The following is a 25651-nucleotide window of genomic DNA, read 5'->3' as shown; positions in this document are numbered from 1 at the left end:
GTTCACGCGCCGCTCCCCGAGACAGGGATCGGCACGGTAGGGGCGTTGGAGTCGTTCGTCGCGTAGGTGCGCTCGATGGCGGCCCGGGCGGGCGACGGCAGCCGGTCCAGCATGCCCAGCACCCGCTCGCGCCGCCGGGCGACGGCACGGCGCTGGGGGAGACCGGGGGAGGGCTCCAACTGGGGCACGATCTCGCGGGGTTGCTCCGGGTGACGGGTCGCGGCGGCCTCGGCGGCCAGCGTCGCGGCGTCCTTCTCCTCGGACATGCCGATCGGGCCCTCGCGGCGACCGCGCAGGAACTGCGACACCACCGGCTCCTCGCTGGTCAGCAGCACCTCGCGGGGGCCGAACGTGACCAGCTCGCGCCGGAAGAGCATCCCCATGTTGTCGGGCACGGTCGCGGCGATGTCGAGGTTGTGGGTGACGATCAGCATCGTCGCGTCGATCTGCGCGTTCAGGTCGATGAGCAGCTGCGACAGATAGGCGGTGCGGACCGGGTCCAGACCGGAGTCGGGCTCGTCGCACAGGATGATCTGCGGGTCGAGCACCAGCGCACGGGCGAGCCCCGCCCGCTTGCGCATGCCGCCGCTGATCTCGCCGGGCAGCTTGCCCTCGGCGCCCAGCAGGCCGACCACCTCGATCCGCTCCATGACGATGCGGCGGATCTCCGACTCCTTCTTCCGCGTGTGTTCGCGCAGCGGAAAGGCAATGTTGTCGAACAACGACATGGAGCCGAACAGAGCACCGTCCTGAAACATGAGCCCGAACATTTTCCGGGTCTCGTATATCTCGTGTTCCCGACTGTTCGCCATGTCCACTCCGTCGATGAGGACACGTCCCCTATCGGGTTTGAGCAGCCCTATGAGCGACTTCAGGAAAACAGTCTTTCCGGTGCCGGACGGACCGAGCATGACACTCACTTCTCCGGCCGGCAAAGTCAGCGTCACGTCCTGCCAGATGTTCTGCCGGCCGAAAGACTTGGTCAGTCCCTCGACCACGACTTCGATGCCCATTTCACCTCCAGCAGGCGCGGTTCGCGTGTGCACCGTGTGGCGCACGCTAGGTGGTTCTGTCGTTCGTTGACAATGGGTAGGGAACCCGCTCTCGGGGGTGCTCCTCGACTTTGTCACCGCGGAGACAAAAGCCGGATCGGATCTTGTCTCCGCGGAGATAGCAGGGCCTCGTACCTCCGGGGGGTCGGCTGTACGAGGCCCTGCTGACGGGGGATCCGGCCTCGAAGGAGGGTGAGGCCGAAACCGCCCGTCGTGAGTCCGGCCGGCAGGGGCGCCGACCTGGACCGCAGCTGCGCACCGGAACATTACGGCCCAGTAACCTGGCCGGGCAATACCAGTTGCCGAGTTTTTAGAACGACGGGCTTCGGCCAAACCCGTTGTGTGTGCCAGGAGACAAAGAGCGTCCGAAACCTTGTCACCCGGTGCGCAATCCACCGTTTCCGGCGCGCAGGGAGCGGCTTGTGGCGGTGTGATGCGTGGCTGTTCGGCCAACGATTGTCCCGTTGCCGGGATTTGGCATCGGATGACTAAGGCCGACACTGGACCGCTCACCTGGGAAACAGTCCAGAAAAGAGCCAAAAGAATCATGGTCTGCGCCATTGTTCAGCCATGTTTCTCGCAAGTAACGTCGGAGCGCGGTCGAGGAATCCAGAGCCGCGGGAGCCAGAAGCCCGTAAATTACCGGCGGGCGATGTGCACCCTCTGCCGGTCAATCCACAAGGAGCGTCCGAGAGTTATGAAGAAGTCCCTCAAGAGAACCGCAGTCATCGCGGGTGCGGCTGCTGCTGCCTTCGGTCTGGCCATCGGTCCGTCGTCGGCCGTGCCGTCCACCGTCTGGACCGTCAACCCGACACCGTCCAGCTTCACGGCCACCAACAGCGGCAACATCGTGCTGACGGCCAACATCCCGATGACGTGTACGACGTCCTCCGCCTCCGGCACGATGGCGAGCGCCACCGGCAACCCCGCGACGGTCGCCAGCATCTCCGCCATCAACTTCGGCACCAGCGGTGCGCCCTGCACCAGCGTCCTCGGCAACGTGACGACCGTGGCCACCACCCCGTGGACCGTCGTCGCCCAGGACTACACCGCCGCGACCGGCGTGACCAAGGGCTACATCGGCAACGTGAACGCGACCATCACCGTCGGCGCCTGTGTGTTCAAGGTCGTCGGCAAGGCGTCCGCCACCTACACCAACTCGACCGGCATCCTCGCGGTCGCCAGTGTCTCCGGTGAGCTGACCGTCACCACGGCGACCGGCTGCGGCACGGTCGTCACCACCTCGACCAAGCCCACCTTCAAGGGCAACTACGCCGTGAAGGTCAAGAACACGACGACCATCCCGACCATCAAGGGTTCCAACCCGTAGGTCGTCCCGTGCTCGGATGCGCCCGGCCGGACCACCGGTCGGGCGCATCCGGGTCGTCAGCGCGCCCGACCCCGTACCACCGCACACCCCTGATCCGAACGAGCGGAGCTACTTGATGAGACTGCACCTGACGGTGGGCGCCACCCGGCGGAACACCCGTGGCCGCAACGCCACGATCGCCGCGTTCGTCGTCCTCGCCGCCATGGTGCCCGCCGGAGCCGTCGTCGCCGCCGACCAGACGGTCGACGTCTCGCTGCCCTACGCCTGCACCCTGCCGTCCGGAGATGTGGAGGCGACCGTACGCGTCTCCGCGTCGTTGCCCGGCCGGGTCGATGTGGGGCAGGCCATCCAGGCGGCCGACGTGGAGACCTCCGTCGAACTGTCCGAGGAAGCGGTGCACAAGCTCACCGACAAGGAGACGACCGCCGTCACGGCCGGTACCCGGCTCACGGTGGACGTGGCGCAGGGCGACTCCAGCGCACAAGCACTCTGGCGCGGCTCCGCGAACCCACAACCTGTCCCGTCGGCGGGACCGCTGACACTGAAGACCACGGGGGACGTCCCCACCGTCACCGGACAGGACGACGGTGACCTGACCTTCACCGCCGGGGCGCTCAGCGTGGACCTGGCGCTGACCGCCGCGACACCGGAAGCCGACCCCACGTCACTCACTCTGGAGTGCACGCCAGGCAAGGACGCCACCGCTCTGTTGGCCACCGTCGCGGTCGGCGCCGGCACGGGTGGACCGGACGGATCACCGACCGCGTCGTCCTCCGCCTCCCCGTCCGGCACGCCGGGCCAGGAGGACGAGACGACGGGCGGCAGCCAGGACAAGCGCGCCCCGAAGGTCGCGGGCCGGCCGTCCGTTCAGGCCGACGACCGTCCGGCGGCGCCACCGTGCAAGTACGACGCGGGCTATCCGCTCGGTCCGATGTCCCTGAACAGCTACGTCGCCGGGTACTCCAACGTGCGCAAGCAGAACGCCGCGGCACTCATCCCGCCGTTCTGCACCATGCTCGAACAGGGATCGCCCGAGTTCGAGCCCTATCCGGACTGGAGCGGCGGTGTCATCCGCCAGCACTCCACCGGCGACCTCTACAACAACGGCCGCAAGGAGAGCATGCCGTTCACGGCGACCTTGCTGACCTTCCGCTTCATGCCCGCCAAGGCGACGATGGTGCTCGAGCAGGCCGGCCCCCTGACAGTCGACTCGCTCGGCGCCACCGACTTCGTGTTCACCAGCACCGACACCTACATCCGGGTGCCCCTCGTCCTGCGGGTGACCAAACTGGAGGTCGACGGCACACCGCTGAACGTCGGCCCCACCTGCCGCACCAACGGCTCGCTGAAGTCGCCCGAGCCCGACAGCGCCAAGTTCCCCGGAGACCACCTCGTGCTGCACGGCCGAGGAGAACAGAACTCCGGCGAGCCGGCGACCGGCTACCAGTTGCTCTCCGGCGGACCACTGACCGGCGAGGTCACCATCCCCGCCTTCCACGGCTGCAACAACGCGGGCGAGAACCTGGACCGCCTGTTCACCGCCGCCGTGTCCGGAACCGGCAACTACATCAAGCAGATGCAGGGCCAGACCTGCTTCGCCGCCGCCGAGGTGCCCAACCCCGACGAATGCACCGAGGACCGCCAGCCCCTCAAGGTCCCCGTACCCGAACGCTGAAACACCCCCGAACCGTTCGACAGCCCCCGCACCACCCCTTCCGTCACGAAAGGCACCTCATGACCCGCCTGCGCTTTTCGGCCAGATCCGCCACCGTCGCCACCGCGCTGACCACCGCCGTCGGCGCCTTCGCCTCCATCGGCACCGCCACCGCGGCCACCGCTCAGCTGAACGGCGAGTGGGCCCCGTTCACCAGGTGTCCCGTCGACGCCCCCGCCATGGTCGCCGCCGACGGCCTGGAGCGGACCCCGCAGTGCGTGGCGTCCTCCTCGGCCAGCGGTTCGATCAAGCTGGGCAACACCACGGTGACCACGGGCCGCACCGATCTGCAGATAGGTGTCATCCAGAACTCCGACGGCAGCAGCACCGTGGTGGCACCGCCCGGCGGCGCCCTCATCGCCGACTCCGCCACCGTGCCGGGCGGTCTGCTCGGCCTGATGTGCCCGAGCAACGTGCCCGCGATCACCGCGATCTGCAACCAGATCAGCAACGTGAGCCTCAACAAGATCACGGCAACCGTGGAGTCCGTCGGCACACCCTCGAACTTCGACCAGAGCGCGGGCGCCCTGACCGACCTGCCCATCGTCTCCATCCCGGTCCGCATCCACCTGGAGAACCCGTTCCTGGGCAGCAAGTGCTACATCGGCACGGCGTCCAAGCCGGTCGTGCTGCGCCCGAGCAACGTCAACTACCCCGACTTCGGGCTCACCTTCTTCGACGGGGCCGGCAACCTGAACGACGAGGGCACCATGAGCCGCGTCAACCTTCTGGGTGCCACCCAGAAGGACAGCACCTTCGCCGTTCCGGGTGCCAGCGGCTGCGGACTCGGCCTGCTGGGCCTGATCGACGCCGCCGTGAACCTGAAGACGGGCCTGCCCTCCGCCGCCGGGAACAACAGCCTGACACTCAACAGCGCGTCCACATCCCTGGCCGGTCTGGGCGCCCCGGGAACCGCCGCACCGGACGCGGGCAAGGACCTCTCGAAGAACTGGCACAGCGCCGTCAAGTAATGGCCGCGAGGCGACTGTTCTCAGCCACCCCGGCAACACACAGTCGCCTCGGCAGACCAATCTGTGCCCAAAGTGTGTACGCACTGGAGAAGTTGAATTACTTTCAGCTGCCAAGGACGTCATGCGTCCGACGTCCGGACCGGACGCCGAACCCGCTCGTTCGGGACCTCGGTGTCCGTGCCGGCGACCTCTCCTGGGCACAAGAAGAGCGAGGGACCACGGATGCCTTCACCCGCGCGTACACCGGAAGTCGGTGAGCCGCTCGATCCACTGCCCATCGGGTTCGCCGCCTTGATGAGACCGGAGTTACCCAGTCTCGTCAAGGAGATCCGGACCGAGGTCACCCGTGCCTATCCCGTATACGGCCGCCTCCTCGACGGACCGGACGCGGACACCATCCGGCAGGGCGTCGAACAGGCCATCACCGCCTTCGTCGACCGGGTCGCCGAACCCGACAAACCCTCCACGCTCCGCGACACACTGCTGCGCCGGTTCGGCCGCGTGGAGGCGTACGAAGGACGCGACCTGGAGTCCCTCCAGGGTGCCTACCGACTGGGAGCCCGTATCGCCCTGCGGCGCGCGCAGTCGGTCGGCCGCCAGTACAGTCTCTCGCCCACCCTGATCCTCGCCTTCGCCGACGCCCTCTTCGCCTACGTGGAGGAACTGGCCGAGGTGTCCCGCGAGGGCTACAGCGAGGTGCAGGCCCGCGGCACCTCCGAAGTGGCCATGCTGCGACGGCAGTTGCTCCACCTGATACTGGGCGCACCCCCACTGCCCCAGCCCACGGTCACGGACCTGTGCGAGGCCGCGGCCTGGCCCCTGCCGGCCGAGTGCACCCTCATCGCGCTCCGCTCACCGGTGCCCGACAGCATCGAGGCCGACCTGGCCGACGACGTACTGACGGAACTCGACGCTCCCCACGCTCACCTCCTGGTCCCGGGACCGCTGACCACCGAACGACAGACCATGCTCGGCCGGGCCCTCGACGGCACCCGCGCCGTCATCGGTCTGACGCTGCCGACGGCGCAGGCGGCCGACTCCCTGCGCTGGTCCCGTCGCGTCCTGCAGCTCATCGACGACGGCATCGTCCCCGACGCCCCCGTCGTCCGCTGCGAGGACCACCTCACCACGCTGTGGCTGCTGTCGGACCCGCCGCTGGTACGGGAGGTCGCCGCCCGTGAGCTGGCCCCCCTGGCCGGCCTTCCCGCCAGCCGACGCGAGCGGCTGGTGGAAACGCTCCGGGTCCACATATCGACCCGCGCGCCGGCCGAGCAGGTCGGCGACATGCTCGGTGTCCACGCCCAGACGGTCCGCTACCGCCTGCGCGGCCTCGACGCCCGCCTGGGCGAACGCCTCACCGACCCGGACCACCGCTTCGCACTCGAAGCCGCTCTGCGCTCACTGCATCTGCAGGACGACACAGGTACGGGGTCGTGACCATCTCCGCGTCGGGATGCGACGGCGACAACCGCTGATTCGCCGCGCCAAGCGATCCACTGCGGAGGACGGCCGATTGACCTGCCCGCCGCGTCCCGCCGGCGAGCCGCAGTACGGGACGCACCACGTGCCGTCGGACTGGCGGACACCACTGCGGTGACCCGTCCAGGATCAACCGGGTGGTTCCGTCGAGTCCGCAGCCCGATTCGGGATGCCGACCGGGCGGTAGCCTCCACCGGTCGGAGCGGTCGATGGGGCGCATCCCAGGGTGAATCCGGAAATTCCCGCGCGCGGTACACGCTGTTGCGCCCGGCAACGTGCCCACGGGCCCCGTAGGACGTTGATTACCTGTCCGGTGTCGAATCCACCTGCCGGCTGGGAGATCGGCCCGCGTGAGTCTGCACAGAAGACCTCTACCGGATTGCCCGCAGTGTGAGCGCCGCAGCGCACTCACTTGAAAGGGAGAGACCATGGCAGAGCCGCAATGGCGCAGAAGGTACGAGCAACTGGCCGGTGCGTCCGGCTATCTGAACGACCTCGGCAACGAGGTTCTGAGAGCCGAGGGCCTCGCAGGTCCACGGGACACGCTGATGATGGCGGCCTCGGCGGCCACCGCGTCCGAGGGGCTGGCCCTGGCGCTGCAAGAGGAGTGGGCCCTCTACACGCCGCAGGAGGCCGCCGCCGTCACCGCGGCCTTACAGGTCACGCTCACGCAGACGATGGCCAACCTGCAGTTTTTGACGGTGGCCGTCGGCCAGATCGCGGCCCGCGGAGATCTCGACCTGGCCTCCAGCGCCGGAGCCGGTCTTGCCGGCATCCTCCGCGAGCTGGCCGGCAAAGCCTCCGGGCAGACAGCGACAGCGCCAGACATCGCGTCCGCCACCCGGGCCCTTGAAGCAGCGCCCCTCGCACGCCGACTTCCTCGCACCGTTCACGAAAATATGATCACCGTCGCCGAGCGCATCGGACCCCCCGCGGAACTGACCCCTCTCGCGGGTCACCATCACCCCGATGCCACTACCTACGGCTGCGGCTGCACCCTCCGCATCCGCAGCGGAAGGGAGCTGTACTACCTCGCCTACGGCGACGCCCACTGGTCGCTCTTCGCCGAAGACGCTTCCCAGGCAGACGCATGCGGCCGTCGATTCTGGGACGACGCGCACGTCATCGACCTTGATCTGCTCGACCCGCTCGCGCACCCCGGCCAGATCGTTCAGGCCATCAAGGAGGCCCTTCAACCCTCTTCGTAGGAGAAGGCCTCGCACCACCTGATCCGCGACGCTGCCCAGTCGTCTCGCCAGAAGCTCAGCGAACGTTCAGCCCCGTCCCCGGCCCGGGACCACCTGGTTGCCGAGGCCCCGCAACCGGTCAGGTCGCTCGTCGTCCCAGTCCCCGACTTCGAGTGACTGTCGCGAAGCTGATCCCCCTTGCTGCCGAACCTCCTCCGCGCACTCGCAAGCGGGCTCGAACGGTCAGATACGGCCGCCTGTGATCACGACGGCATGGCGTGCGACCGGTAACCCTTACCTCATGGCAACCTTCGACCCAAGTGTGTGATGTGGAACCGGAGGAACACCGCGCGTGGCGGCGAAAAGCAACCCCACCATCAGGAGGCGTCGGCTGGGTGCCGAGCTTCGCCGGCTCCGCACGGCCAGTGGGCTGAAGAGCACAGAAGTGGCCGAGCGGCTCATGGTCTCCCAGCCGAAGATCAGTCATATGGAGAACGGCAATCGCGCCATCAGACCCCGCGACGTCCGCGACCTGTGCACGATCTACGGAGTGACGGACCAGCAGATCGTCGACTCTCTGATGGAGATGGCCAAGGAGTCCGGCCAGCGCGACTGGTGGCACGCCTACGGTGACCTGTCCAACAGCGTCTATCTCGGCCTCGAGACGGAAGCCGAGGCCATCCACGTCTTCGGGCCCACGGCGATCCCCGACCTCCTGCAGACTCCTGCCTACGCGCATGCCGTGACGGAGGATGCGGTCCCTCTGCCCACCGCCGAACAGGTCGCCGCACGCCTCAAGGTGCTGCTCCGCAGGCAGCACCGGATCTTCGATCCCACGCGCCCGCTGAGCCTGTGGGCCGTCCTTGACGAATCGGTACTGCGTCGTGTCGTGGGGAGTCCCGACGTGATGCGTGAACAACTGGAGCACCTGAACGCACTCGGCGCGGAGCCGCACATCACGGTGCAGGTCCTCCCGTACGCCGCAGGCGTCACCTGGGGCTCCTCAGGACAGTTTTCCCTTCTGGAGTTCACCGAGGGGCCCCCGGCGGGAGTGGTGTACCTGGAACGGTTCACCAGCGATCTCCACCTGGAGAAGCCGTCCGACGTGCGGGACTTCGCCTCGATGTACGACCATCTCCAGGCCCGGGCCCTCGGCCCCGTCGAGAGCCGCGACTTCATCACGGCCGCGACCAAGACGTTCATCAACGCTCTGGTCCCGTCCTGAGCGTGGTCGCGTCGCCGCCGTGGTCCGGCAGAGGGTGCCGGCGCTTCGGTCCGGGGTCCCCGGACGTGGCCTGGGCGGGTACGGAGCCGGTTCCCGGCGTCGTGCGGGACGACGCCGGCTGCCGCGGGCCCGACCGGAGCACCGCGCGTCGGAACAACGCGGGCAGGGCGGCGTAGAAGCGGTCCGGAAGGAACGCGGCGTCCGCGACGATCATCGCGCCGGAGAAGAGGGGCAGGCCCATGAGCAGGGCGATGCCGGTGTGCATGGCCAACAGCATGACGAGGACGGGGTACTTGAGCCTGCCGAAGAGGACGAAGGGGAACGCCACCTGCAGGAGCACGGTCAGGTAGCCGGCGATCGCGATCACGACCGTGTGCTCGTCCACGAGGTGAGAGAGGGCGGGCCAGGGCTGGAACAGCTGGAGGTTGAGGACGTAATGGAGCGCGGTGCCCGCGCCCCAGGAAGCGCCCTGGACCTTGTACAGGCCGGCTGATCCGTAGAGGAAGCAGACCTGGGCCGCGATGACGAACATGCCGCAGTTGTGGACCACCGTGGTCAAGGTGGCGCCCCCACGCCGGATTTGCTGCCAGGCATTGCTTGGTCCCCCGGGCGCGGGAGTGCCGTGACGTGCAGCTCTCAGCCGGATCCTGCGGGCGTCCAGGGACCAGCGTCGGCCGCAGGCGGTGAGGACGAGGTAGAGGGCCATCAGCAGGACCAGGTTGTCGCCCCCGTCCGTCATGAAGATCGCCCGGGCATGGAACGACGTCACCACGACGGCGAAGAGGCAGGACAGGGCTCGGGTTCGCCAACCCAGCGTGAACAGCACGGACGTGGCGACGGCCAGCGCGTAGCAGAGTTCGAAGTAGACGTGGCTGTCGGACAGGGTCAGGATGCTGGTCCATCCTGTCTGGGCGAAGAGCTGCTGGGCCAGAGCGGGTGTCCAAGGTGATTCAGGGCCCCAGATCTCCTCTCGGTGCGAGAACTCGCGCAACAGGAAGGTCAGGTAGAGCAGGCCGTAGCCGATGCGCAGCACCGCGGCGGCGTACAGGGACACCGGCCGGCCGGTGACCAGCTCGCCGACGGCGGTGATCCGGTCGAGGAGCCACCGCACAGGAGACGTGAGCGCGTCGTGCTGATCGCCCGGCGGTTGGGGGCCTGTTGACGTGGCAGCGCTGCGGGAGTCCCGCTCAGTTCCCATGGGGGGTCACCTTCCACCAGGGCAGAAGCCGGTTCTCGGTGGGCGTCGGTGGGCGATTGCCGGCAACGGGCCCGGAGGCGGCGATGGGCCGCGTGACAACGCGGAGCTGGATGAAGTCGAACGTGCCGGCGCGGCGGTCGGCGACGCGCTGCGCTGCGATGTTGCTCAGATACTTCTGCATCATCAAGGCGCGTTCCGTGTGCGCCTTGTCGTCGCTGCCGTGGGTGTCGACGTAGGAGGTCCACGCGCGGCGCAGCATGTTCTGCGCCGTGTGACTCGGGAACGGGTCGTGTTCCACGGCGGCGTCGTCCACGGCGGTCAGGTCGAACCAGCCACTGACCTGTGACGATCCGCCCGAACCGGTGTGTGCGGTCCGCGCCAGGATCTGCCGGTTGACGGAGTCGGGGTCCGGGGCGAAAAGCCGCCAGTTCTGTTCGAAGAAGGGATACACCCAGGCATTGATCAGTGGGCTGTATCGCTTGGAGAGAGTATTGGTGGGCGCTACATGCAGGAATACCAGGAGAACATGGACGAGAGTCGTCGCCACACACAGGATCACCGCGGTGGTCAGACCTGCTTTCCCCGCCCGGGGAAGAATCGACCGGCCGCCGGTCGTCCGGGGTGCTTCAGCGGGACATTCCTGTGGGGTCGGCCCGATATCGGAGTTTCGGATTTCCTGCACGTCCGCTGGTCCGATTCCCCTCGACATGCCCCACCCTGTCTTTTTCATATCGGCTACTCGCGTCTGACGCCTTCTGCGGACCGCCATCGACGGCGCGCGGCGGATACGATCCTGATTCCGCCACGCGCCGTCGATCGGCGAGCGGGATTTCTGGGGTGTGCTGCCTAGCCCTCGTAGCTCATGGAGCGGTCCTTGGACGCGTTTCCGTAGGGCGTGTCGGCGTAGCCGTAGTTCTCGTCGTGCTCTTTGCCGTGGTCCTTGCCGTGGTCCTTGCCGTGGTCCTTGCCGTGCTCGGGCTTGCCGGGCGCGTTGTCGTGGCCGTGCTCCGGCTTACCGTGGTGGCCTCCCTCCTCGGGCTTGCCGCCGTGGTCCGGACCCTCGGGCTTGCCGCCGTGACCGGGTCCTTCGGGCTTCTGGTGGTGACCGTGTCCCTCGGGCTTGCCGCCGTGCCCACCGTTGCCGTTTCCGCCCACGGTGTTCCCGCCGACGGTGTTTCCGGCGGTGGCGTTGCCGGCCGTGTTGCCCGCGGTGTTGCCGGCCGTGTTACCGACGGTGTTGCCCGAGGTGCCGCCGCTCGTGACGCTGACGATGGGGCCGCCCAGGAGCCCCCCACTGACCAGTCCGCCGCTGAGGAGCCCGCCGCCGGTGGTACCCGCGGTGGTGCCGGTCGTCGTTCCGGCGGTGGTGCCCGTCGTCGTACCGGTGGTGGTGCCGGTCGTCGTGCCGCCGGTGGTGCTGGTCCCGCACGTCGGCCGGGTGATGGTGTTGGTGTCCATCGTCACGATCCCGGACTCGGCCACAGCGCCGGCCAGAACGCGGCCCTCGACCGCCGCGCCGTTCGTCATGGTGATCGAGGTGTGGGCCATGAAGGTGCCCACGGAGAAGGAGTTGGCCTGGAAGGTGGCGGAGCTCCCGATCTGCCAGAAGACGTTGCACGCCGTAGCGCCGCCCGTGAACTGCATGCGGCTGTTGGGTGCCAGCGTGAGTCCGGAGGGGACCTGGAACACCCAGACGGAGTCGGGGCCACCGTTCAGTGTCAGAGTCCCCGAGTTCGTGACCACGCCATCGACGAAGCCGTACAAGCCGGGAGCCAGCCCCGTCGGGCCGCCCGCTCCACTGAGTTCCGAGCCCAGGGTGCCATCGACGGGGGTCCGGGCCGCGGCCACGGTGTACGCGTTCTGCAGTGCGGCGTGGGCGGCGTTGGCGGGGCCGTCCGTGATGTGGATGGTGCCGTTGATGACGTTGGCACACGGCGGAGGCGCGGGGGTCGCAGGCGCCGGAGGTGTGCAGAACCCGGTGACCGAAGTCCCGGGTGACACCCCGACGTCTCCGCTGATCAGCGAGGAACCGGTGTTGGTGACCGCCGCGCCGCCCAGCTCCGCGAAGCTGGTGGCAGCGCCGAGAGGAACTGGCGTTGTAATGGCACTTGCCTGCGCCGGAGTCAGCACGACCATCGCGGCGGCAACCGTTCCGGCAAGGACCGGGGCCAGAACGCCGGACCACGCACGGCCGCGCGCCGCTTGATGGATTTTCAGCTTCATCGAGGGGCCATTTCCTGTGAGAGCCGTGGCGTACCGGGCCCAACCGACAGCCCGGGAAGCCTTGTTTCTGCTGCGGAATATTACGCAGGAAGATTCTCGGGAACGCGTCAGACAGGATGCCGGATCGGGGAGTTCCCCTTTTTGGCCGCTCAAACAGCCGTAGTGATATCCCTTTCCGATGATGCGACATTCGATCAAAATGAATGGCCCGAATAAACGGAAAAAAGGGAGTGGAGATGGACGCCGACACCGTCAACCAGAGTTCGGCCCGGCAGATGTGGCGGCAGGAGCCGTGGAACCGTCATCGGCCACCGTGCGTTGGCGCCTGTAGTGGCGAGCCGCGCGGGCGCGGTTTCCGCACGACGGCTTGCACCACTCCTGCCGTCCGTGGCTCTTGACGAAATAGCGCACGCAGCGGGGTGCGGTGCAGGAACGCAGCTTTGTGTGCTCCGGGCCGGTGAGAAAGTCGATGGCGGCTCGGGCCAGCGCTGCGACAAGCCGAACACGCGGATCGGTCTCCGCCGACAACAGTCGGGCGCCAGGCGCTCCTTCGTCAGGCCAATCCAACTGCGGGGCGACCATTTCTCGCGCGGCCACCGCGTTGAGATGGGCCCTTGCCTGGTCGGGACTCATCAGGCGGTGCGCGTCCGCCGGGCTGGGGGGAGCGGGGCGCACCACGCGGGCGAACAGGGCCCGGACTGCCTGCCGCAGCTCGACGATTCCAAGCCTGAGGTCTTCATCGGCCGTGAGTTCACCAGCCGAAACGTGGCCGGCCAGCAGATCTCCCTGCTCTTGGATCCAGTGCGTCGTTCCCTGGACCGTGGCGAGGTCATCGGCGACGCCGCCCTCTCCGTCGTGGCGGATCGTGCTCGCCAGTTCCAGTGCCAGCCAACGCTCCATGAGGCAGCCCCTTCCGCGCCGGTGCCAGGTGGTCGACCACTTGAACGTGTCCCGAGGCACACTCTAAGGTTCCTAACGGAAAACTGAGAACTTCCGTTAGAGATCGGAGCGGGCGAAGACGCCCGAACCGGCACAGGACGGCGGCTGAACCCGCCACTGGGGGGAGACTGCGAATGACGCTGCTCGCGCACATCAGCGACCTGCACCTGGACGGCAGTGAGAGAGCGACTCGACGTGCCACCCGAGTCATGGACTACCTGCGAGCGCTGCCCCATCCCGTCGACGCGCTGCTGGTCACCGGGGACATCGCCGATCATGGCGACGAGGCCGAGTACGAGGAAGCCGCTCGGCTCCTGACCGGCCCCTTCCCCGTGCTCACCTGCCCCGGGAACCACGACGCGCGACCGGCCTACCGCAAGGCCCTGCTCCGAGAGGCGCCCGACCAGGGTCCGATCAATCGGGTCCACCACATCGGCGGCACCACCATCCTGATGTGCGACTCCACCATTCCGGGCCGCGACGAGGGACGCCTCGACACCCAGACACTCGCCTGGATCGACACCACGCTCACCGCTCTGCCGCAGGACACCCCGGCGCTGATCGCCTTCCATCAGCCGCCGGTCGAACTCCACCACCCCCTGCCCGACTCCGGCATGCTCCAAGAGCCCGGCCGTCTGGCGGACCTGCTCGACGCGCACCCACGGGTCGTCGCGGTCCTCACGGGCCACGCCCACACCGCGGCCGCCTCGACCTTCGCCGCACGTCCGCTGATCATCGGACCGGCCATCACCTGGACCCTGCGCATGCCCTGGGAGGGCGACCAGGCCGCGGACCGTGACCAGCCGCCCGGCCTCGCGTTCCACATCCTGGACGACGACCGGCGCCTCACCACCCACTACCGCGTCGTGCTCTGATCTTCCGCTCGCGTTCTACGAAGGCATCGCGGTCCGTGGAGTCGCTGAACGAGTCAGCCAAGAGCAGGGGTGTCCTGCTGCGGGGCGAGGTGGTCGACCAGGAGGTCAACTCTCCATACTGCGCTGTCCGTTTGATGGTCCAAAAGTCTGGGCAGCGGGTTCCCTCACAAGGGAGGATGGTCACCATGACGAGCGAAGGCACCTCGATCGATGCCACCAAGCCCAGCATCGCGCGGGTGTACGACTACCTGCTGGGCGGCAAGGACAACTATGCCGTGGACCGGGAGATCGGCGATGTGTTCAAACGCGACCTCCCCGGATCGGTGGCGATCGCCTTCGCCAATCGTGCCGCCCTGACCCGTGCGGTCGCGGAGATCGCCACGACCACGGACATCACCCAGTTCATCGACCTGGGCAGTGGCCTGCCGACCGCCGACAACGTTCACCAGGTCGCGCAACGGCACGTTCCCGAATCCCGCGTCGTGTACGTCGACATAGACCCTCAAGTGCTCGTCCACGGACGCGCCCTGTTGGAGGAGAACGACCGGACCAGGGTCATCGAGGCCGATGTCCGCGACCCCGAAGCCGTCTACAACCATCCCGAAACCCGGGCACTGATCGACTTCGAACGCCCCGTGGCCGTCATGTTCAGTGCCGTCCTCCACCACGTCAACGACGAGGAAGGCCCGGCCGGGATCGTTCGCTACTGGCGGGACCGCGTGCCTTCCGGAAGCTACTTCTTCGTCAGCCACTTCCGTTCCGGAGACAACCCCGAGACGGCCGAGGCGGAGCAAGTGCTCCAGAAGACGTTCGGCCGTGGCCGCTGGCGCACCGACGCGCAGATCGCGCACCTGCTGGACGGTCTGGAGATCCTCGACCCCGGAGTCGTCCCCGCCCCCCTGTGGCGCCCGCAAACCGCCGGCAAGGCGTGGAACGACAGTGGCGAAAGGGAGCTCACCGTCTGGGAGCAGCTCATCGCCGCGGGGATGGCTCGCAAGGCCTGACAAGCACGCCGGCATCGTTCTCGTAGCTCGTCGGTGCCGGCCGTGTCCGCTGTGTGGTGAAGCAGAGGCAGCCGCCCTCGTCCGGCGGATGACGACCGCTCGGTGTTTCCCCGAGCGGTCGATCCGGACACGGAACAGTCAGGTGAGCGGACGGACACACCCGCTTGATCCTCGGTCGAGTCAGGCCGGTCAGACGCCGGGGTCTGGTGCCGTGCACCGCTGGGCGCGAGGCTTCACGGTGGAGCCACAGCGCCCGGCGGCAACCTCAGCCGTCACTTCTTCCTGGATCCCTTCTCGCCGATGTGGAAGATCTTGTGGGTGCTGCGGGACATGTCGACGACCAGTTTGGTCGTGGTGGACCCGCCCCAGGTGAGTGTGATCACGGCCTCCGTGTAGTCGGCGGTGCCGTTGTCGGTGACCTTCCAGGCGAGCGGCACGTTCTGCGCGCGCAGGACGCCGTTGGCGTGGTTCTTCTCCTCCCAGGCGTCCAGCTCCTTCTGCAAGGCGGCGCTGAGGTAGTGACCGCGCAGGGCCTCCCCGAGGTTGCCGCTGTCCTCGTCCGTCACGGCGTCGATGTAGGCGCCGTAGAAGTCGGCGATGCGGGTGATGTTGTCGGACGGCTTGCCGCTGACGCTGCGCGCGGTGCCGGCGGAGGCCTGGACGGTGGCGCCGAGGCCGAGGGCGACGGCGAGGACTCCGGCAGTGACGGCGGTGCGCGACGTGCTGTTCATTTCTGCTCCCTGTTCCGAACGCTTGGACATGGGTGTCCCCGTGACGGAGTGCGCTGAATGTGTAGGGGACGTCGCCCGGTGCCGGCTGGTCGGTCCGGCCTGGTCGGGGCGACACCAAGAGCATCAGCGGTCACGGGAGTCCAGAGCAACGGCTGCCGCGCCTTTGAGCGTGGTGGAACCATCCCAGGCCATCTGACGTGCAGGTATACGACAGCCTGGGATGCCGGATCGCGGGCGGACGACGGGGGAACGGTGTCGATTCAGACCGATGTCGAGGAATTGGCGGAGCTGCTGTGCCGACTGAAGGACCGTACGGACCGGAGCTACGCCTCCCTGGCTCGTCGGCTCGGCATGAACACCTCTACGCTCCACCGGTATTGCGCCGGCGAGGTGGTGCCGCAGGACTTTGCCCCTGTGGAACGGCTCGCTGCTTTCTGCGGGGCGACAGCGGAGGAACGGCTAGAGCTGCATCGGCTGTGGTTGTCCGCGGCGGCGGCTCGGCAGCGGGCGCCCACGACTGGATCGGCCGGGGCGGTGGCCTCGGCACCCGCACCGGCATTGACACCGGACCGGGACCCGGCAGCGGTACCGGACCCAGACCCGGTACCGCACCCGGACGGGACGCTCCTGGCGGACCGCAGTATTCCGGAGCAACTCGGGGACGATCCCGATCCGGACGAGCCCGCGGCCGCTCCTGCCCCCGCTCCTCGCTTTCGGTACCGCCACCGACTGGCCCTGGCGTGCACCGCCGTCACCTGTGCGTCGCTCGCCACGGTGGGGATCACCTTTGCGGTGTCGCACGGGAGTTCCTTCGGAGCGGACTCCTCCGGCTCCACGGTTTCGCGGTCTGCCTCCCCCGTCGCATCGGAGCGCGCGGGGACGACCTCGGCTCCCTCTGAGTCGTCTTCCACCTCCGAGCCGTCGGGCCCCCACCAGCGAGCCGCTCCGTCCGCGGCCGAACCTTCCGCCTCGGCCGCGAACCCGACTACCGGCCTGCCACTCACCTGGAGCGCCGACTCCCAGGTCTGGGACATGGGGTGCAGCCACGACTACGTCATCGCGAAGTCGCCCGGGCACGTGCCTCCTCCGCCGGTGCAGCAGGACGCGGGGGTGTGGGTGGCGACGCAGGGCGCGGTGCACGGACGACAGACGATGGTGCAGATCTCGGTGCAGGGAAGGTCGTCCACGGCCGTGGTCCTCAAGGCGCTCCGCGTCCGCGTCGTCAGCCGCGGCACCCCGGCCGCCGGGAGCGCGTACGCGATGGACCAGGGCTGCGGCAGCGAACTCACGTCCCGCCGCTTCACCGTGAACCTCGATGTCGACCGCCCGATCGTTCACCGGGGGACCGGCGCCGACAGCAAACCCACCAAACCGGCGGTCCACTTCCCGTTCCGCGTCTCCGCCGAGGACCCGGAGGTGCTGGTGGTGGACGCGACGACCCGGACGTACGACGCCCGGTGGTACCTCGAACTCGACTGGTCCTCGCAGGGCCGCAACGGCACGATCCGCGTCGACGACCATGGCCGTCCGTTCCGCACCACCGGCATCAAGGGAATGCCGCGCTATTGGTACGGCACGAACGAAGCAGGCAGCCGCGCCTGGGTCCCGTACGAAGGCTAGGCATGCTCGGCAGAGAGTCGTCGACGATCAGCTGTGATCGGTCGTCAGTCGTTGAGGTCCAGTGCTGTTCCGTACAGCCGTGACACCTTCAGCCGGATGACCACCCTGCGCTCGGCGACCAACTGCGCCAGGAAGGCGCCCTCATCCTGTGGCTTCGCGACCTCCGGAATCATCGCGAGCAGCTCTCGCCCGGTCGCGTCACCCGGTGTCGTCGTGATCTCGGAGACCTCGGCCTCGCCCTCCGCCACGGCGAACGACCACACGTCGCCGCCCGGAACATGCAGGGCCGCGCGCGGGTCACGCCGGAGTTGCTTGACCTTGACGCGGTCGGCAGTGCTGGAGAAGCGGACGATTCGCCCCTCGGCGTCCCAGCTGTAGACCATGGTGGTCAGATGAGGATGGCCATTGGTCTTGTTGGTGGCGAGGGTGCCGAACTGCTGACTGCTCAGAAGTTCGGAGAGCGCGCCGTCCGACAGGGTCCGAGGTGCTGGGCTTTGAGTCATGTCGTGCTCAACTTGCCTGCGACGGTGGGCATTCCACGCTCCCAGGACGAGTGCCCGTGACCAAGCGGCTCAGGGCGGGGACCACGCCACGCAGGTCGTCGTCGTCCACCGTGACGGTCGCCGCGGCCCGTGCTCCTGCCGAGGCGTTGAACGCCACGCTCACGGCGACCGACGCGAACAGGGGCAGGTCGGAGCGGCTGTCTCCGACGGCCCCGCACGAGCGGGCGGTCAACCCCAGCTCCCGGGCCTGTGCGAGGGCGACATCTCGCTTGTCGTACTCGTCGAAGTGGCAGGCGACGCGGCCCGTGAACCGATTACCGGTGGTCTCCAGCCGAGGTCCGCTGAACGCGTGGAAGCCGAAACGGTCGGTGAGGTAGGTGCCGACCGGCGACCAGGCGAGAGTCGCCAGCACGGGCACCAATCCGTTCCGTCGGCACCAGCCCACGGTTTCCGTGATGCCCGAGACCAAGGGAAGGTCGTCGAGCCAGCGAGAGACGTGTTCTTCGGGCACACCCGCCCAGCCCTTGGCGTCCAGTTCGGAGACTTGTCGATTGTCCAGTTCACCCGATGCGTAGGAGTCCTCGGCCTCGGCCAGGTCGTCCCGATGGCCCAGGAATCCAGCCAGAAAGACGGACGAACTCGTGCCTGGGACGAGGGTGCCGTCGACATCGAAGAACACGGCGCCCACGGGATCGGATGAGAACACGGGCCAAGGATGCCACGCGTACCTCCGACGTCGCCCGCCCGCCCGCCGGGAACGGTGCGTTCCCGGCGGGCGGACGCTCGGTGGGCCAGGTGTTACGGGACGAGGCGGAGGAGCTTGTTCGGTGAACCGGTTCCGATGCCGGTCAGTACGTTGGACGTGGCGCCGTTGACCAGTGCTGTGGCGACCTGGGCCGGGGTGGCCGAGGGATGGCTGGTCAGGTAGACGGCGGCCGCACCCGATACGTGCGGGGCGGCGAACGAGGTGCCCGAGCCGGTGTAGGTGGCGGTGTCGGAGCTGTTCCACCCGGCGGTGATGTTCGATCCCGGAGCGAACAGGTCAACGATCGAGCCGTAGTTGGAGTAACTCGCCCTCGCATCGGTGCTGGTGGTGGCGCCGACGGTGAGGGCGGTGCTCACCCGGGCGGGGGAGTAGTTCGCGGCGTTGGCACCGGAGTTGCCGGCCGCGATGGAGTAGGTCACGCCCGACGCGATCGAGTTGCGGACCGCGGTGTCCAGGCTGGTGCTGGCGCCGCCGCCGAGGGAGACGTTGGCCACGGACGGGCTGGTGTGGTGAGCGGTGATCCAGTCGACTCCGGCGATGACCCCGGCCGTGGTGCCGGAGCCGTCGTTTCCGAGCACACGGACGGCCACGATCTTCGCCTTCTTCGCGACGCCGTAGGTGCTGCCCGCGACGGTGGTGGCCACGTGGGTTCCGTGGCCGTAGCCGTCCTGGGCCGTGGCGTCGTTGTCGACGAAGTCGTAGCCGTAGGAGGCCCGGCCGCTGATCTCCTTGTGGGTGATCCGGACGCCGGTGTCGAGGACGTAGACGGTGGCTCCGCCGCCCGCTGTGTCGGGGTAGGTGTAGGTGCCGCTGAGCGGGAGGGCTGCCTGGTCGATACGGTCCAGACCCCAAGGGGCGTTGGACTGGGTGGCGTCGACGTGGACCTTCTGGTCCTGTTCGACGGCGGCGACGGAGGGGTCCGCGGCGAGTCTGCGAGCCTCCCCGGCCGTGAGGTTCGCGGCGTAGCCGTTGAGCGCGGAGTGGAAGGTGCGCCGGACCTTGCCGCCGTAGCCGGCTATCAGGTCCTTGCCGTTGGAGGAGGCGGCCTTTAAGCCCGCCGTGCTCTTGAGGGTGACGATGTAGCTGCCCGGGACGGCCTCGGCCGATCCGGCGTGCAAGACCTGGCCCTCGGCCGGTGCCGCGTTCGCCGGGAGTTCGGTTCCCGCTGCCACTGCCCCGGCCGCTGCGATCGTGGCGATCGCTGCGGCGAGGCGCCGCCGGGTGGTGTGGATGAGTGTCATCGCGAGGATTCCTCCTGAAAGGGGGGTGCGCCGTGTGGGGGCGCTCGATGGGGTTCGCTCGGTGGGGGTTCGCTTCATGCACATCGCCGGAGGCCGGAGTCAGCACCTGCGGTTTGCCCACCGTTGACCAACGCGGAGGGGAGGGACAAGGGAAATCGACACTTGTCATATCCCTGCCATAGCGCGTGCATGTCAGGAAACGGAGCGTCATGCCCGCTTCACAGAACACCAGTTGTGGAAACACTCGGTCCTTGATCATCCAGCCGAGAGGTGCGCCGGCGCGTGTGCAGCCCGGCGGGGTGACCGTGGACAACGGTGGCGGTCCCGCCGACCTCTGACGGCCCAGGTTCGGGGGATGGTCCTGCCCGCCCCGACCGTCGGCAGCGGACAGAGAGAACAGGGGGCTCGCCGACACTCGACGTCGGGAGCCCCCTGCTCGCTGACAGAACGGTCAGCCCGCCTGCCGCTGCTCGGTTGCGGAGCGACGGGTGAGGGGCTCGCGCAGGCCGAGGTGCTCGCGCAGCGTCGTGCCGCTGTACTCCGTGCGATAGACGCCGCGTTCCTGGAGTTCCGGGACGAGCAGGTCGACGATGTCGTCGAGGCCGTCCGGGATCAGGTACGGGGTGACGTTGAAGCCGTCGACGGCGCCGTGCCGGACGAAGCGGGTGAACTTGTCGGCGAGGCCGGACGGTGTGCCGACGTGGCCGCGCTGCGGACCGAGATGGATGACGGCCTCGCGCAGCGACCACCCGTTGGCCTCTGCCTTGGCGCGCCATTCGGCCACGACCGACCGTGGATCGGCGATCCGTCGGGAGCCGAAGGACCCGTCGTTCTCGCTGACGACCGGGTCCTCCTTGGGCAGTGGTCCGTCGGCGTCACGGTCGGACAGGTCGATACCCCAGAGTGCCCCGGCGATGCCCAACGCCGTTGCCGGAGTGACCTGTTGCAGTCGGATCCAGCGCTTCTTCTCCAGCGCCTCCGCTTCGGTGGCGCCGATGATGATCTCGGTGCCGGGCAGGATGCGCACATCGTCGTCGGGTCGCCCCACGGCGCGCAGCCGGCGGCGGATGTCCTCGGCGAACGCCAGTGCGTCGTCGAAGTCGGAGCCGTGGGCGGAGAAGATGACGTCGGCGTTGCGGGCGGCGAAGTCGCGCCCCTCCCCTGAGTCGCCGGCCTGGAAGATGACGGGGTGCCCCTGGGTGCTGCGCGGCAGGGTCGGGGCGAGATCGACGTCGAACTGCGCTCCCTGGTGGCGTACGCGGCGCACGGCGGAGGGCGTCGACCAGGCGGGCGTGCCGGTGGAACCGGCGATGGCGTCGTCCTCCCAGCTGTCCCAGAGCGCGCGGGCCACGGTGAGGAACTCCTCGGCGCGCCGGTAGCGGTCGGCGTGGTCGAGGTAGCCGCCCTGCCGGAAGTTGGCACCGGTCCATGCGTTGTCGGTGGTCACCACGTTCCAGCCGGCGCGGCCTTCGGAGAGCAGGTCGAGGCCGGACAGGCGCCGGGCGAGATCGGCGGGTTCGTTGAAGGTGGAGTTGGAGGTGCTCACCAGGCCGATGCGCCGGGTGGCGGCGGCAAGAGCGGCAAGTTGGGTGATCGCATCGGGCCGTCCGGCCACGTCGAGGTCGTGGATGCGGCCGTCGACCTCACGCAGTCGCAGTCCCTCGCCGAGGAAGAACGCGTCGAAGAGGCCCCGTTCGGCGGTCTGGGCGACTCGTCGGAAGGAGGCGGGGTCGATCTGGGAGCCACTGTCGGGCGCGGACCAGATGGTCCAGTGGTTGACACCTTGGAAGAAGACCCCGAAGTGGAGTTGGGCGTCCGGGCGGGGGACGTCGAGCGGATCGGTGCGGGTCATCGGGCTTCCTCCTGGACGGCCGCGGCGGCGAAGCGGTTGGCGGGACGTTCCAGCCCCAGGGTCGAGCGCAGGGACGTGCCGGGCAGAGGCCGGGTGACGAGGCGCCGGTCGCTGAGTGCGGGCAGGACGAGCTGGGAGAGGACGGACAGGTCCTCGTCGATCACCAGGGGGTGCAGGCGTACGCCGTCGACGACCGCGCTCAACTTGGCCAACAGCGCGACCAGTTGTTCGGCCGAGCCGGTGAGTCGCAGCCGCCCGTGGTCGGTCCACGGTGCGTACCGCTCCAGATCGGCGACACGCTCGGCACCGGTGGCGTCCGGTGTGTCGAGCGCCACCTCGACGTCGGCGAGGACCAGGGGAGTGCCGGCGGAAGCCGCGGCGCTGGTGATCGTCGTGAGGTCGCGCCCGGCCACGAGCGCGACGTCGAGTTGCGCGGCGGGCACCGAGTCCGGTCGGCCGATGACGACCAGTTGCCCCTGGGGCGGGCGTGGCACGATAGCCGGGCCCTTCACCGCGTACGTGTCCCCGGTGAAGTCGATGTAGTGGAGACGGTCGCGGTCGAGGTAGCGACTGGTGGCCACGGACCGGATGACCGCGTCGTCCTCCCACGAATCCCACAGAGCGCGCGCGACCCCCACTCCGTCGCGGGATTCCCGGGTGCGTGCGGCCGGATCGGACACCTCCGGCCGCCCCCAGGTCCGGGCCGCCTCGGGGCGGTCCTCTTCCGCCACCACCCAGCCCGCCCGGCCTTGGGAGATGTGGTCCAGGGACGCCAGCTGGCTGGACACGTGGAAGGGTTCGGCGTAGGTGACCGCGACGACCGGTGCGATGCCGATCGTGGTCGTGGACGCCGCGACGAAGGCGGCGCGTTCCACCGCGCCGATACGGCCCACCGGGTTCGGTGAGACACCGGGCGGCAGCGTGCCGTCGTCCAGGGTGATCAGCGTGAAGCCGGCATTCTCCGCCACGGCGGCGACGCCGGCCACACGGCGTGGGGAGAGGAGCTGGTCGGGGGAGTGGGCGGCGCGGCGCCAGGCCGCAGGATGAGCGCCGTCGCCGTCGAGTTCGACGGCGAGATACAGGGCGGGGCCGGACATGGGTGATCCTTCCGAGTACACGTGAGCAGGCGGCCGCCAGGGCACGGCGAGGCGGCGGAGGGAATCAGACGTGTACGGAAGGACAGACCGCGGAGGAGGTGCGGCAGTAGTCGACGTGCCGCCGGATGATCAGACGCGTACCCGTGCAGGCACCGTGGGGCGCCGCGCAAGGTACGTGCATCGAGGGCCTCCACCCGTTCGGAGCGTGCAGGCTCACCGTACGTCGTGCGCTGATGCGGGTGTCAAGAGCATTGGTGCGGGCTCGGGAGTATCCGCCTCGCCGTGAACGGACGCGGCGACAGCGTTCACCGGTGCGCGGACGTACAAGCCACCGGCTGCGGGTGTGCGACAGTGCCGTCATGCTGATCGTCATGGCCGGTCTCCCCGGTACGGGAAAGAGTGCGGTCGCCGAGCGGCTGGGACGGGCGCTTCCCGCCACCGTGGTCTCCGTCGACCCGGTCGAGGCGGCGATGCTGCGTGCCGGCGTGGACCGCGGTCAACCGACGGGCCTGGCGGCCTATCTCGTCGCCGAGGCTGTGGCCGACGGGGTGCTGGCGCTCGGGCAGACAGCGATCATCGATGCCGTCAACGCGGTGGATGCGGCGCGCCGACAGTGGCGGCCGCTGGCCGAACGGCACGGTGTGCAGGCGGCGTTCATCGAGGTCGTGTGCTCGGACGAACGGGTGCACCGCCGACGGCTGGAGGGACGCTCCAGAGGCATTTCGGGCTTCGAGGAGCCGACTTGGGAAGCGGTACAGCGGCGACGGGCGGAGTACGAGCCCTGGGGGGAACCAAGGCTCGTGCTTGACGCGACCGAGGACCTGGCCGCCAACGTGACGAGGGCCCGGGCGTACCTGGCTGAGGAGTCCCCGGCCCGGTCCACGCGCTGAGCGCGCCGGTTGTGGTCGGGCCGGGTGATCGGTCGGCCCCGGGGAGGGAATGGACGACCGTACGGGTCGGCGTCACACGCTGTCGCGCAGATGGTCCCGTGCCCAGACCTCGAAACTCGTCAGGGGCAGACCTAGGTCACGTGCGAACTCGGGGCGGGCGGGCTGCGGATACTCGTTGATGCGAGCCTGCCCGAACCCCATGTCGGGCATCCCGGCGGCGGTGGCCTCCTCCGCGGTCATGTCGGGCGCGGCCAGTTCGATGCCCAGGGTGCGGGAGAGGATCGCGGCGACGTCCGTCATCGTCAGGAAGTCGCCCGCCAGTTCAAGCTCCACGCCGGCGAACTGCTCCGGCGCCGCGACGGCCGCGGCGGCTGCCGTTCCGATGTCGTCGACGGCGATCAACGACAGGCGTGTCGCGGGTTTCAGCAGACTCACCAGGCCGCCCTCGACCCCGCGGGGGAACATGATCTGCGCGGAGGGACGGAAGTTCTCCATGAAGAAGCCCGGCTTGATGAGCGTCCACTGTGCGAAGCCCGCGGCACGAACCCGGTCCTGAATCCCGGCCTTGGCCGTGTAGTACGGCTCCATCCAGGCCCAAGGCCCCTTGACCCAGTTGACGTGCTGCCCCGCGCCGGACACGGAGGTGTGGACGAACTGCGGGACATCCGCCTCCCGCGCACCCGCGATCAGGTTGGCCGCCTGGGCAACCTCGCCCTCGAAGCCGCGGCCAGCCATGTCGGGCATCTGGACGGAGAAGACGGAACGCACTCCGGCCGCCGCCCGCCGCACCGATGCGCGATCGTCGAGGTCGCCGATGACCAGTTCGGCGCCGAGCGCCTCGACGGCCTTCGCCCGAGCTGTCGTGGGGTCGCGGACCAACGCCCGGACGGGAACGCCGGCCGAGCGCAGCGCACGGGCGGTGGCGCCGCCCTGCTGACCTGTTGCACCGACGACCAGGACGGGGGCGGGCTTGGTGGTCATGCTGCTCCTCGGGGTGTTTGTCGTGCGCCTGAGCGTGGGTCGGACGGGTCGGCGGTGGCAGTCGAGCAGAAACGGCGGGGTCCGCCGTTTCCGGCTCCGTGTACGATACGGAGGGCCCCGCCACTTAGCAAGCTTCGGAGACAACGCCATGACGGCCCAGCGCGCAGACGCCCGGCGCAACTACGCCCGGATCCTTGCCGTGGCCGAGGAAGAGGTCGCCGCGCATGGCGCCGACGCCTCGCTGGAGCAGATCGCCCGCACCGCCGGAGTCGGATCGGCCACCGTGCGCCGCCATTTCCCCAACCGGCGAGCCCTGCTGGAGGCGGTGTTCAGCGAGCGGATCCAGGCCCTGTGCACCCGGGCTGAGGACCTCTGCGACGCCGACGATCCGCGCGCGGCACTGCTCGACTGGCTGAACGCGCTCACCGCCTACGCCACCTCCGCGCGCGGTATGGCCGACGCGCTGCTCCAGGACGGGACGGCGGACGCGGACCACGTGAACGTCTGCTCGGCGCGGCTCGGCGGCGCGGTCGACCCCCTCCTGCACCGAGCCGCCCGCGCCGGCGCTGTGACACCTGACGTCACCACCGCCGACCTGATCTCCCTGGTCACAGGCATCGCCCTCGCCACGGAACGCCATCCGGACCCAGCTGCCGAGGCGAACCGGCTACTCGCCTTGACGGTGCGAGGGGTCAGCCCCCAGGGGTGAGGCCGAGGTGCGCGAACCCGGTGACCGAGGCGGTCCTCGCCCCGTATCCGGCCGCGACCTTGAC

The 25651-nt window shown here is 68.8% G+C and carries 23 protein-coding genes and 1 pseudogene; 12 read left to right on the top strand and 12 right to left on the bottom strand.

Going from position 1 to position 25651, the window contains the following annotated elements:
* Positions 1–2: 2 nt before the first annotated feature.
* The gene (locus tag AB0C62_RS32315) at positions 3–1013 is read right to left on the bottom strand and encodes an ATP-binding cassette domain-containing protein (RefSeq protein WP_362979246.1); all 1011 of its coding nucleotides are present in this window, start codon (positions 1011–1013) and stop codon (positions 3–5) included.
* Between the two features lie 736 nt (positions 1014–1749).
* On the opposite strand from AB0C62_RS32315, the gene AB0C62_RS32310 reads away from it, so the two are divergent.
* From AB0C62_RS32310 to AB0C62_RS32285, 6 genes are all read left to right on the top strand, one after another.
* Positions 1750–2382, top strand: coding sequence for a hypothetical protein (locus AB0C62_RS32310; RefSeq protein WP_081224133.1), 633 nt, complete (start codon positions 1750–1752; stop codon positions 2380–2382).
* A 115-nt stretch (positions 2383–2497) separates the two neighbouring features.
* Entirely contained in the window at positions 2498–4057 is a 1560-nt protein-coding gene (locus AB0C62_RS32305) for a DUF6801 domain-containing protein (protein ID WP_362979244.1), read from the top strand.
* A gap of 59 nt (positions 4058–4116) precedes the next feature.
* Complete coding sequence (locus tag AB0C62_RS32300) at positions 4117–5067, top strand: hypothetical protein (RefSeq protein WP_362979242.1); 951 nt, start codon at positions 4117–4119, stop codon at positions 5065–5067.
* Between the two features lie 222 nt (positions 5068–5289).
* Positions 5290–6504: a helix-turn-helix domain-containing protein gene (locus AB0C62_RS32295; protein WP_362979240.1), complete on the top strand. Its 1215-nt coding sequence runs from the start codon at positions 5290–5292 to the stop codon at positions 6502–6504.
* Positions 6505–6974: 470 nt separating this feature from the next.
* A complete protein-coding gene (locus tag AB0C62_RS32290; RefSeq protein ID WP_362979238.1) occupies positions 6975–7754 on the top strand; it encodes a hypothetical protein in 780 nt (259 codons plus the stop codon).
* A gap of 331 nt (positions 7755–8085) precedes the next feature.
* Positions 8086–8958, top strand: coding sequence for a helix-turn-helix transcriptional regulator (locus AB0C62_RS32285; protein ID WP_362979236.1), 873 nt, complete (start codon positions 8086–8088; stop codon positions 8956–8958).
* Here AB0C62_RS32285 and AB0C62_RS32280 read toward each other — a convergent pair.
* The 4 genes from AB0C62_RS32280 to AB0C62_RS32265 form a co-directional block, all read right to left on the bottom strand.
* Positions 8936–10156, bottom strand: a complete 1221-nt coding sequence (locus tag AB0C62_RS32280) for an HTTM domain-containing protein (protein WP_362979234.1) — start codon at positions 10154–10156, stop codon at positions 8936–8938. The genes AB0C62_RS32285 and AB0C62_RS32280 overlap by 23 nt on opposite strands.
* On the bottom strand, positions 10146–10703 hold the full coding sequence (locus tag AB0C62_RS32275) for a DUF5819 family protein (RefSeq protein ID WP_362979232.1): 558 nt from the start codon (positions 10701–10703) through the stop codon (positions 10146–10148). The genes AB0C62_RS32280 and AB0C62_RS32275 overlap by 11 nt, the downstream gene beginning before the upstream one ends.
* A gap of 299 nt (positions 10704–11002) precedes the next feature.
* The gene (locus AB0C62_RS32270) at positions 11003–12379 is read right to left on the bottom strand and encodes an ice-binding family protein (protein WP_362979230.1); all 1377 of its coding nucleotides are present in this window, start codon (positions 12377–12379) and stop codon (positions 11003–11005) included.
* Positions 12380–12631: 252 nt separating this feature from the next.
* Entirely contained in the window at positions 12632–13279 is a 648-nt protein-coding gene (locus tag AB0C62_RS32265) for a CGNR zinc finger domain-containing protein (RefSeq protein ID WP_362979228.1), read from the bottom strand.
* Between the two features lie 173 nt (positions 13280–13452).
* Here AB0C62_RS32265 and AB0C62_RS32260 point away from each other — a divergent pair, with 173 nt between their 5' ends.
* Both AB0C62_RS32260 and AB0C62_RS32255 read left to right on the top strand, forming a co-directional pair.
* On the top strand, positions 13453–14193 hold the full coding sequence (locus AB0C62_RS32260) for a metallophosphoesterase (RefSeq protein ID WP_362979226.1): 741 nt from the start codon (positions 13453–13455) through the stop codon (positions 14191–14193).
* A 185-nt stretch (positions 14194–14378) separates the two neighbouring features.
* Entirely contained in the window at positions 14379–15197 is an 819-nt protein-coding gene (locus AB0C62_RS32255) for an SAM-dependent methyltransferase (protein WP_362979224.1), read from the top strand.
* Positions 15198–15469: 272 nt separating this feature from the next.
* Here AB0C62_RS32255 and AB0C62_RS32250 read toward each other — a convergent pair whose 3' ends face one another.
* Positions 15470–15928 (bottom strand): hypothetical protein, encoded by a 459-nt coding sequence (locus AB0C62_RS32250; protein WP_362979222.1) that lies wholly within the window; start codon positions 15926–15928, stop codon positions 15470–15472.
* Positions 15929–15985: 57 nt separating this feature from the next.
* Here AB0C62_RS32250 and AB0C62_RS32245 point away from each other — a divergent pair.
* Positions 15986–16336, top strand: a pseudogene (locus AB0C62_RS32245) (helix-turn-helix transcriptional regulator); the annotation flags it as partial.
* Between the two features lie 624 nt (positions 16337–16960).
* Positions 16961–17548 carry a hypothetical protein gene (locus tag AB0C62_RS32240; protein ID WP_362979302.1) on the top strand — a complete coding sequence of 196 codons (588 nt, stop codon included), beginning with the start codon at positions 16961–16963 and terminating at the stop codon, positions 17546–17548.
* A 44-nt stretch (positions 17549–17592) separates the two neighbouring features.
* Here the strand turns inward: AB0C62_RS32240 and AB0C62_RS32235 are convergent, their stop codons facing one another.
* The 5 genes from AB0C62_RS32235 to AB0C62_RS32215 form a co-directional block, all read right to left on the bottom strand.
* Positions 17593–18051: a PPOX class F420-dependent oxidoreductase gene (locus AB0C62_RS32235; protein WP_362979220.1), complete on the bottom strand. Its 459-nt coding sequence runs from the start codon at positions 18049–18051 to the stop codon at positions 17593–17595.
* Positions 18052–18058: 7 nt separating this feature from the next.
* Positions 18059–18757 (bottom strand): HAD-IB family phosphatase, encoded by a 699-nt coding sequence (locus AB0C62_RS32230; protein WP_362979218.1) that lies wholly within the window; start codon positions 18755–18757, stop codon positions 18059–18061.
* 92 nt (positions 18758–18849) lie between these two features.
* Complete coding sequence (locus AB0C62_RS32225) at positions 18850–20058, bottom strand: S8 family peptidase (protein ID WP_362979215.1); 1209 nt, start codon at positions 20056–20058, stop codon at positions 18850–18852.
* 451 nt (positions 20059–20509) lie between these two features.
* Entirely contained in the window at positions 20510–21910 is a 1401-nt protein-coding gene (locus AB0C62_RS32220) for an NtaA/DmoA family FMN-dependent monooxygenase (RefSeq protein WP_362979213.1), read from the bottom strand.
* Positions 21907–23007, bottom strand: a complete 1101-nt coding sequence (locus tag AB0C62_RS32215) for an LLM class flavin-dependent oxidoreductase (RefSeq protein ID WP_362979211.1) — start codon at positions 23005–23007, stop codon at positions 21907–21909. Before AB0C62_RS32215 ends, AB0C62_RS32220 begins: the two co-directional genes overlap by 4 nt.
* A gap of 311 nt (positions 23008–23318) precedes the next feature.
* Between AB0C62_RS32215 and AB0C62_RS32210 the strand changes: the two genes are divergently transcribed.
* Entirely contained in the window at positions 23319–23897 is a 579-nt protein-coding gene (locus tag AB0C62_RS32210; protein ID WP_362979209.1) for an ATP-binding protein, read from the top strand.
* Positions 23898–23969: 72 nt separating this feature from the next.
* Here the strand turns inward: AB0C62_RS32210 and AB0C62_RS32205 are convergent, their stop codons facing one another.
* Positions 23970–24878 carry an NmrA/HSCARG family protein gene (locus AB0C62_RS32205; protein ID WP_362979206.1) on the bottom strand — a complete coding sequence of 303 codons (909 nt, stop codon included), beginning with the start codon at positions 24876–24878 and terminating at the stop codon, positions 23970–23972.
* Between the two features lie 148 nt (positions 24879–25026).
* Here AB0C62_RS32205 and AB0C62_RS32200 point away from each other — a divergent pair, with 148 nt between their 5' ends.
* The gene (locus AB0C62_RS32200) at positions 25027–25587 is read left to right on the top strand and encodes a helix-turn-helix domain-containing protein (RefSeq protein ID WP_362979204.1); all 561 of its coding nucleotides are present in this window, start codon (positions 25027–25029) and stop codon (positions 25585–25587) included.
* Positions 25588–25651 lie beyond the last annotated feature (64 nt).

It is taken from the genome of Streptomyces sp. NPDC048643 (assembly GCF_040650615.1).
Classification (GTDB): domain Bacteria; phylum Actinomycetota; class Actinomycetes; order Streptomycetales; family Streptomycetaceae; genus Streptomyces.
Note: the sequence above shows the minus strand (reverse complement) of the source record. Positions and strands in the feature narration are given on the sequence as shown.

Coding starts and splice junctions, on each gene's coding strand:
- AB0C62_RS32315 (WP_362979246.1), bottom strand. CDS start 1,013: ATGGGCATCGAAGTCGTGGTCGAGGGACTGACCAAGTCTTTCGGCCGG.
- AB0C62_RS32310 (WP_081224133.1), top strand. CDS start 1,750: ATGAAGAAGTCCCTCAAGAGAACCGCAGTCATCGCGGGTGCGGCTGCT.
- AB0C62_RS32305 (WP_362979244.1), top strand. CDS start 2,498: ATGAGACTGCACCTGACGGTGGGCGCCACCCGGCGGAACACCCGTGGC.
- AB0C62_RS32300 (WP_362979242.1), top strand. CDS start 4,117: ATGACCCGCCTGCGCTTTTCGGCCAGATCCGCCACCGTCGCCACCGCG.
- AB0C62_RS32295 (WP_362979240.1), top strand. CDS start 5,290: ATGCCTTCACCCGCGCGTACACCGGAAGTCGGTGAGCCGCTCGATCCA.
- AB0C62_RS32290 (WP_362979238.1), top strand. CDS start 6,975: ATGGCAGAGCCGCAATGGCGCAGAAGGTACGAGCAACTGGCCGGTGCG.
- AB0C62_RS32280 (WP_362979234.1), bottom strand. CDS start 10,156: ATGGGAACTGAGCGGGACTCCCGCAGCGCTGCCACGTCAACAGGCCCC.
- AB0C62_RS32270 (WP_362979230.1), bottom strand. CDS start 12,379: ATGAAGCTGAAAATCCATCAAGCGGCGCGCGGCCGTGCGTGGTCCGGC.
- AB0C62_RS32265 (WP_362979228.1), bottom strand. CDS start 13,279: ATGGAGCGTTGGCTGGCACTGGAACTGGCGAGCACGATCCGCCACGAC.
- AB0C62_RS32260 (WP_362979226.1), top strand. CDS start 13,453: ATGACGCTGCTCGCGCACATCAGCGACCTGCACCTGGACGGCAGTGAG.
- AB0C62_RS32255 (WP_362979224.1), top strand. CDS start 14,379: ATGACGAGCGAAGGCACCTCGATCGATGCCACCAAGCCCAGCATCGCG.
- AB0C62_RS32250 (WP_362979222.1), bottom strand. CDS start 15,928: ATGAACAGCACGTCGCGCACCGCCGTCACTGCCGGAGTCCTCGCCGTC.
- AB0C62_RS32240 (WP_362979302.1), top strand. CDS start 16,961: ATGGGGTGCAGCCACGACTACGTCATCGCGAAGTCGCCCGGGCACGTG.
- AB0C62_RS32235 (WP_362979220.1), bottom strand. CDS start 18,051: ATGACTCAAAGCCCAGCACCTCGGACCCTGTCGGACGGCGCGCTCTCC.
- AB0C62_RS32225 (WP_362979215.1), bottom strand. CDS start 20,058: ATGACACTCATCCACACCACCCGGCGGCGCCTCGCCGCAGCGATCGCC.
- AB0C62_RS32220 (WP_362979213.1), bottom strand. CDS start 21,910: ATGACCCGCACCGATCCGCTCGACGTCCCCCGCCCGGACGCCCAACTC.
- AB0C62_RS32215 (WP_362979211.1), bottom strand. CDS start 23,007: ATGTCCGGCCCCGCCCTGTATCTCGCCGTCGAACTCGACGGCGACGGC.
- AB0C62_RS32205 (WP_362979206.1), bottom strand. CDS start 24,878: ATGACCACCAAGCCCGCCCCCGTCCTGGTCGTCGGTGCAACAGGTCAG.
- AB0C62_RS32200 (WP_362979204.1), top strand. CDS start 25,027: ATGACGGCCCAGCGCGCAGACGCCCGGCGCAACTACGCCCGGATCCTT.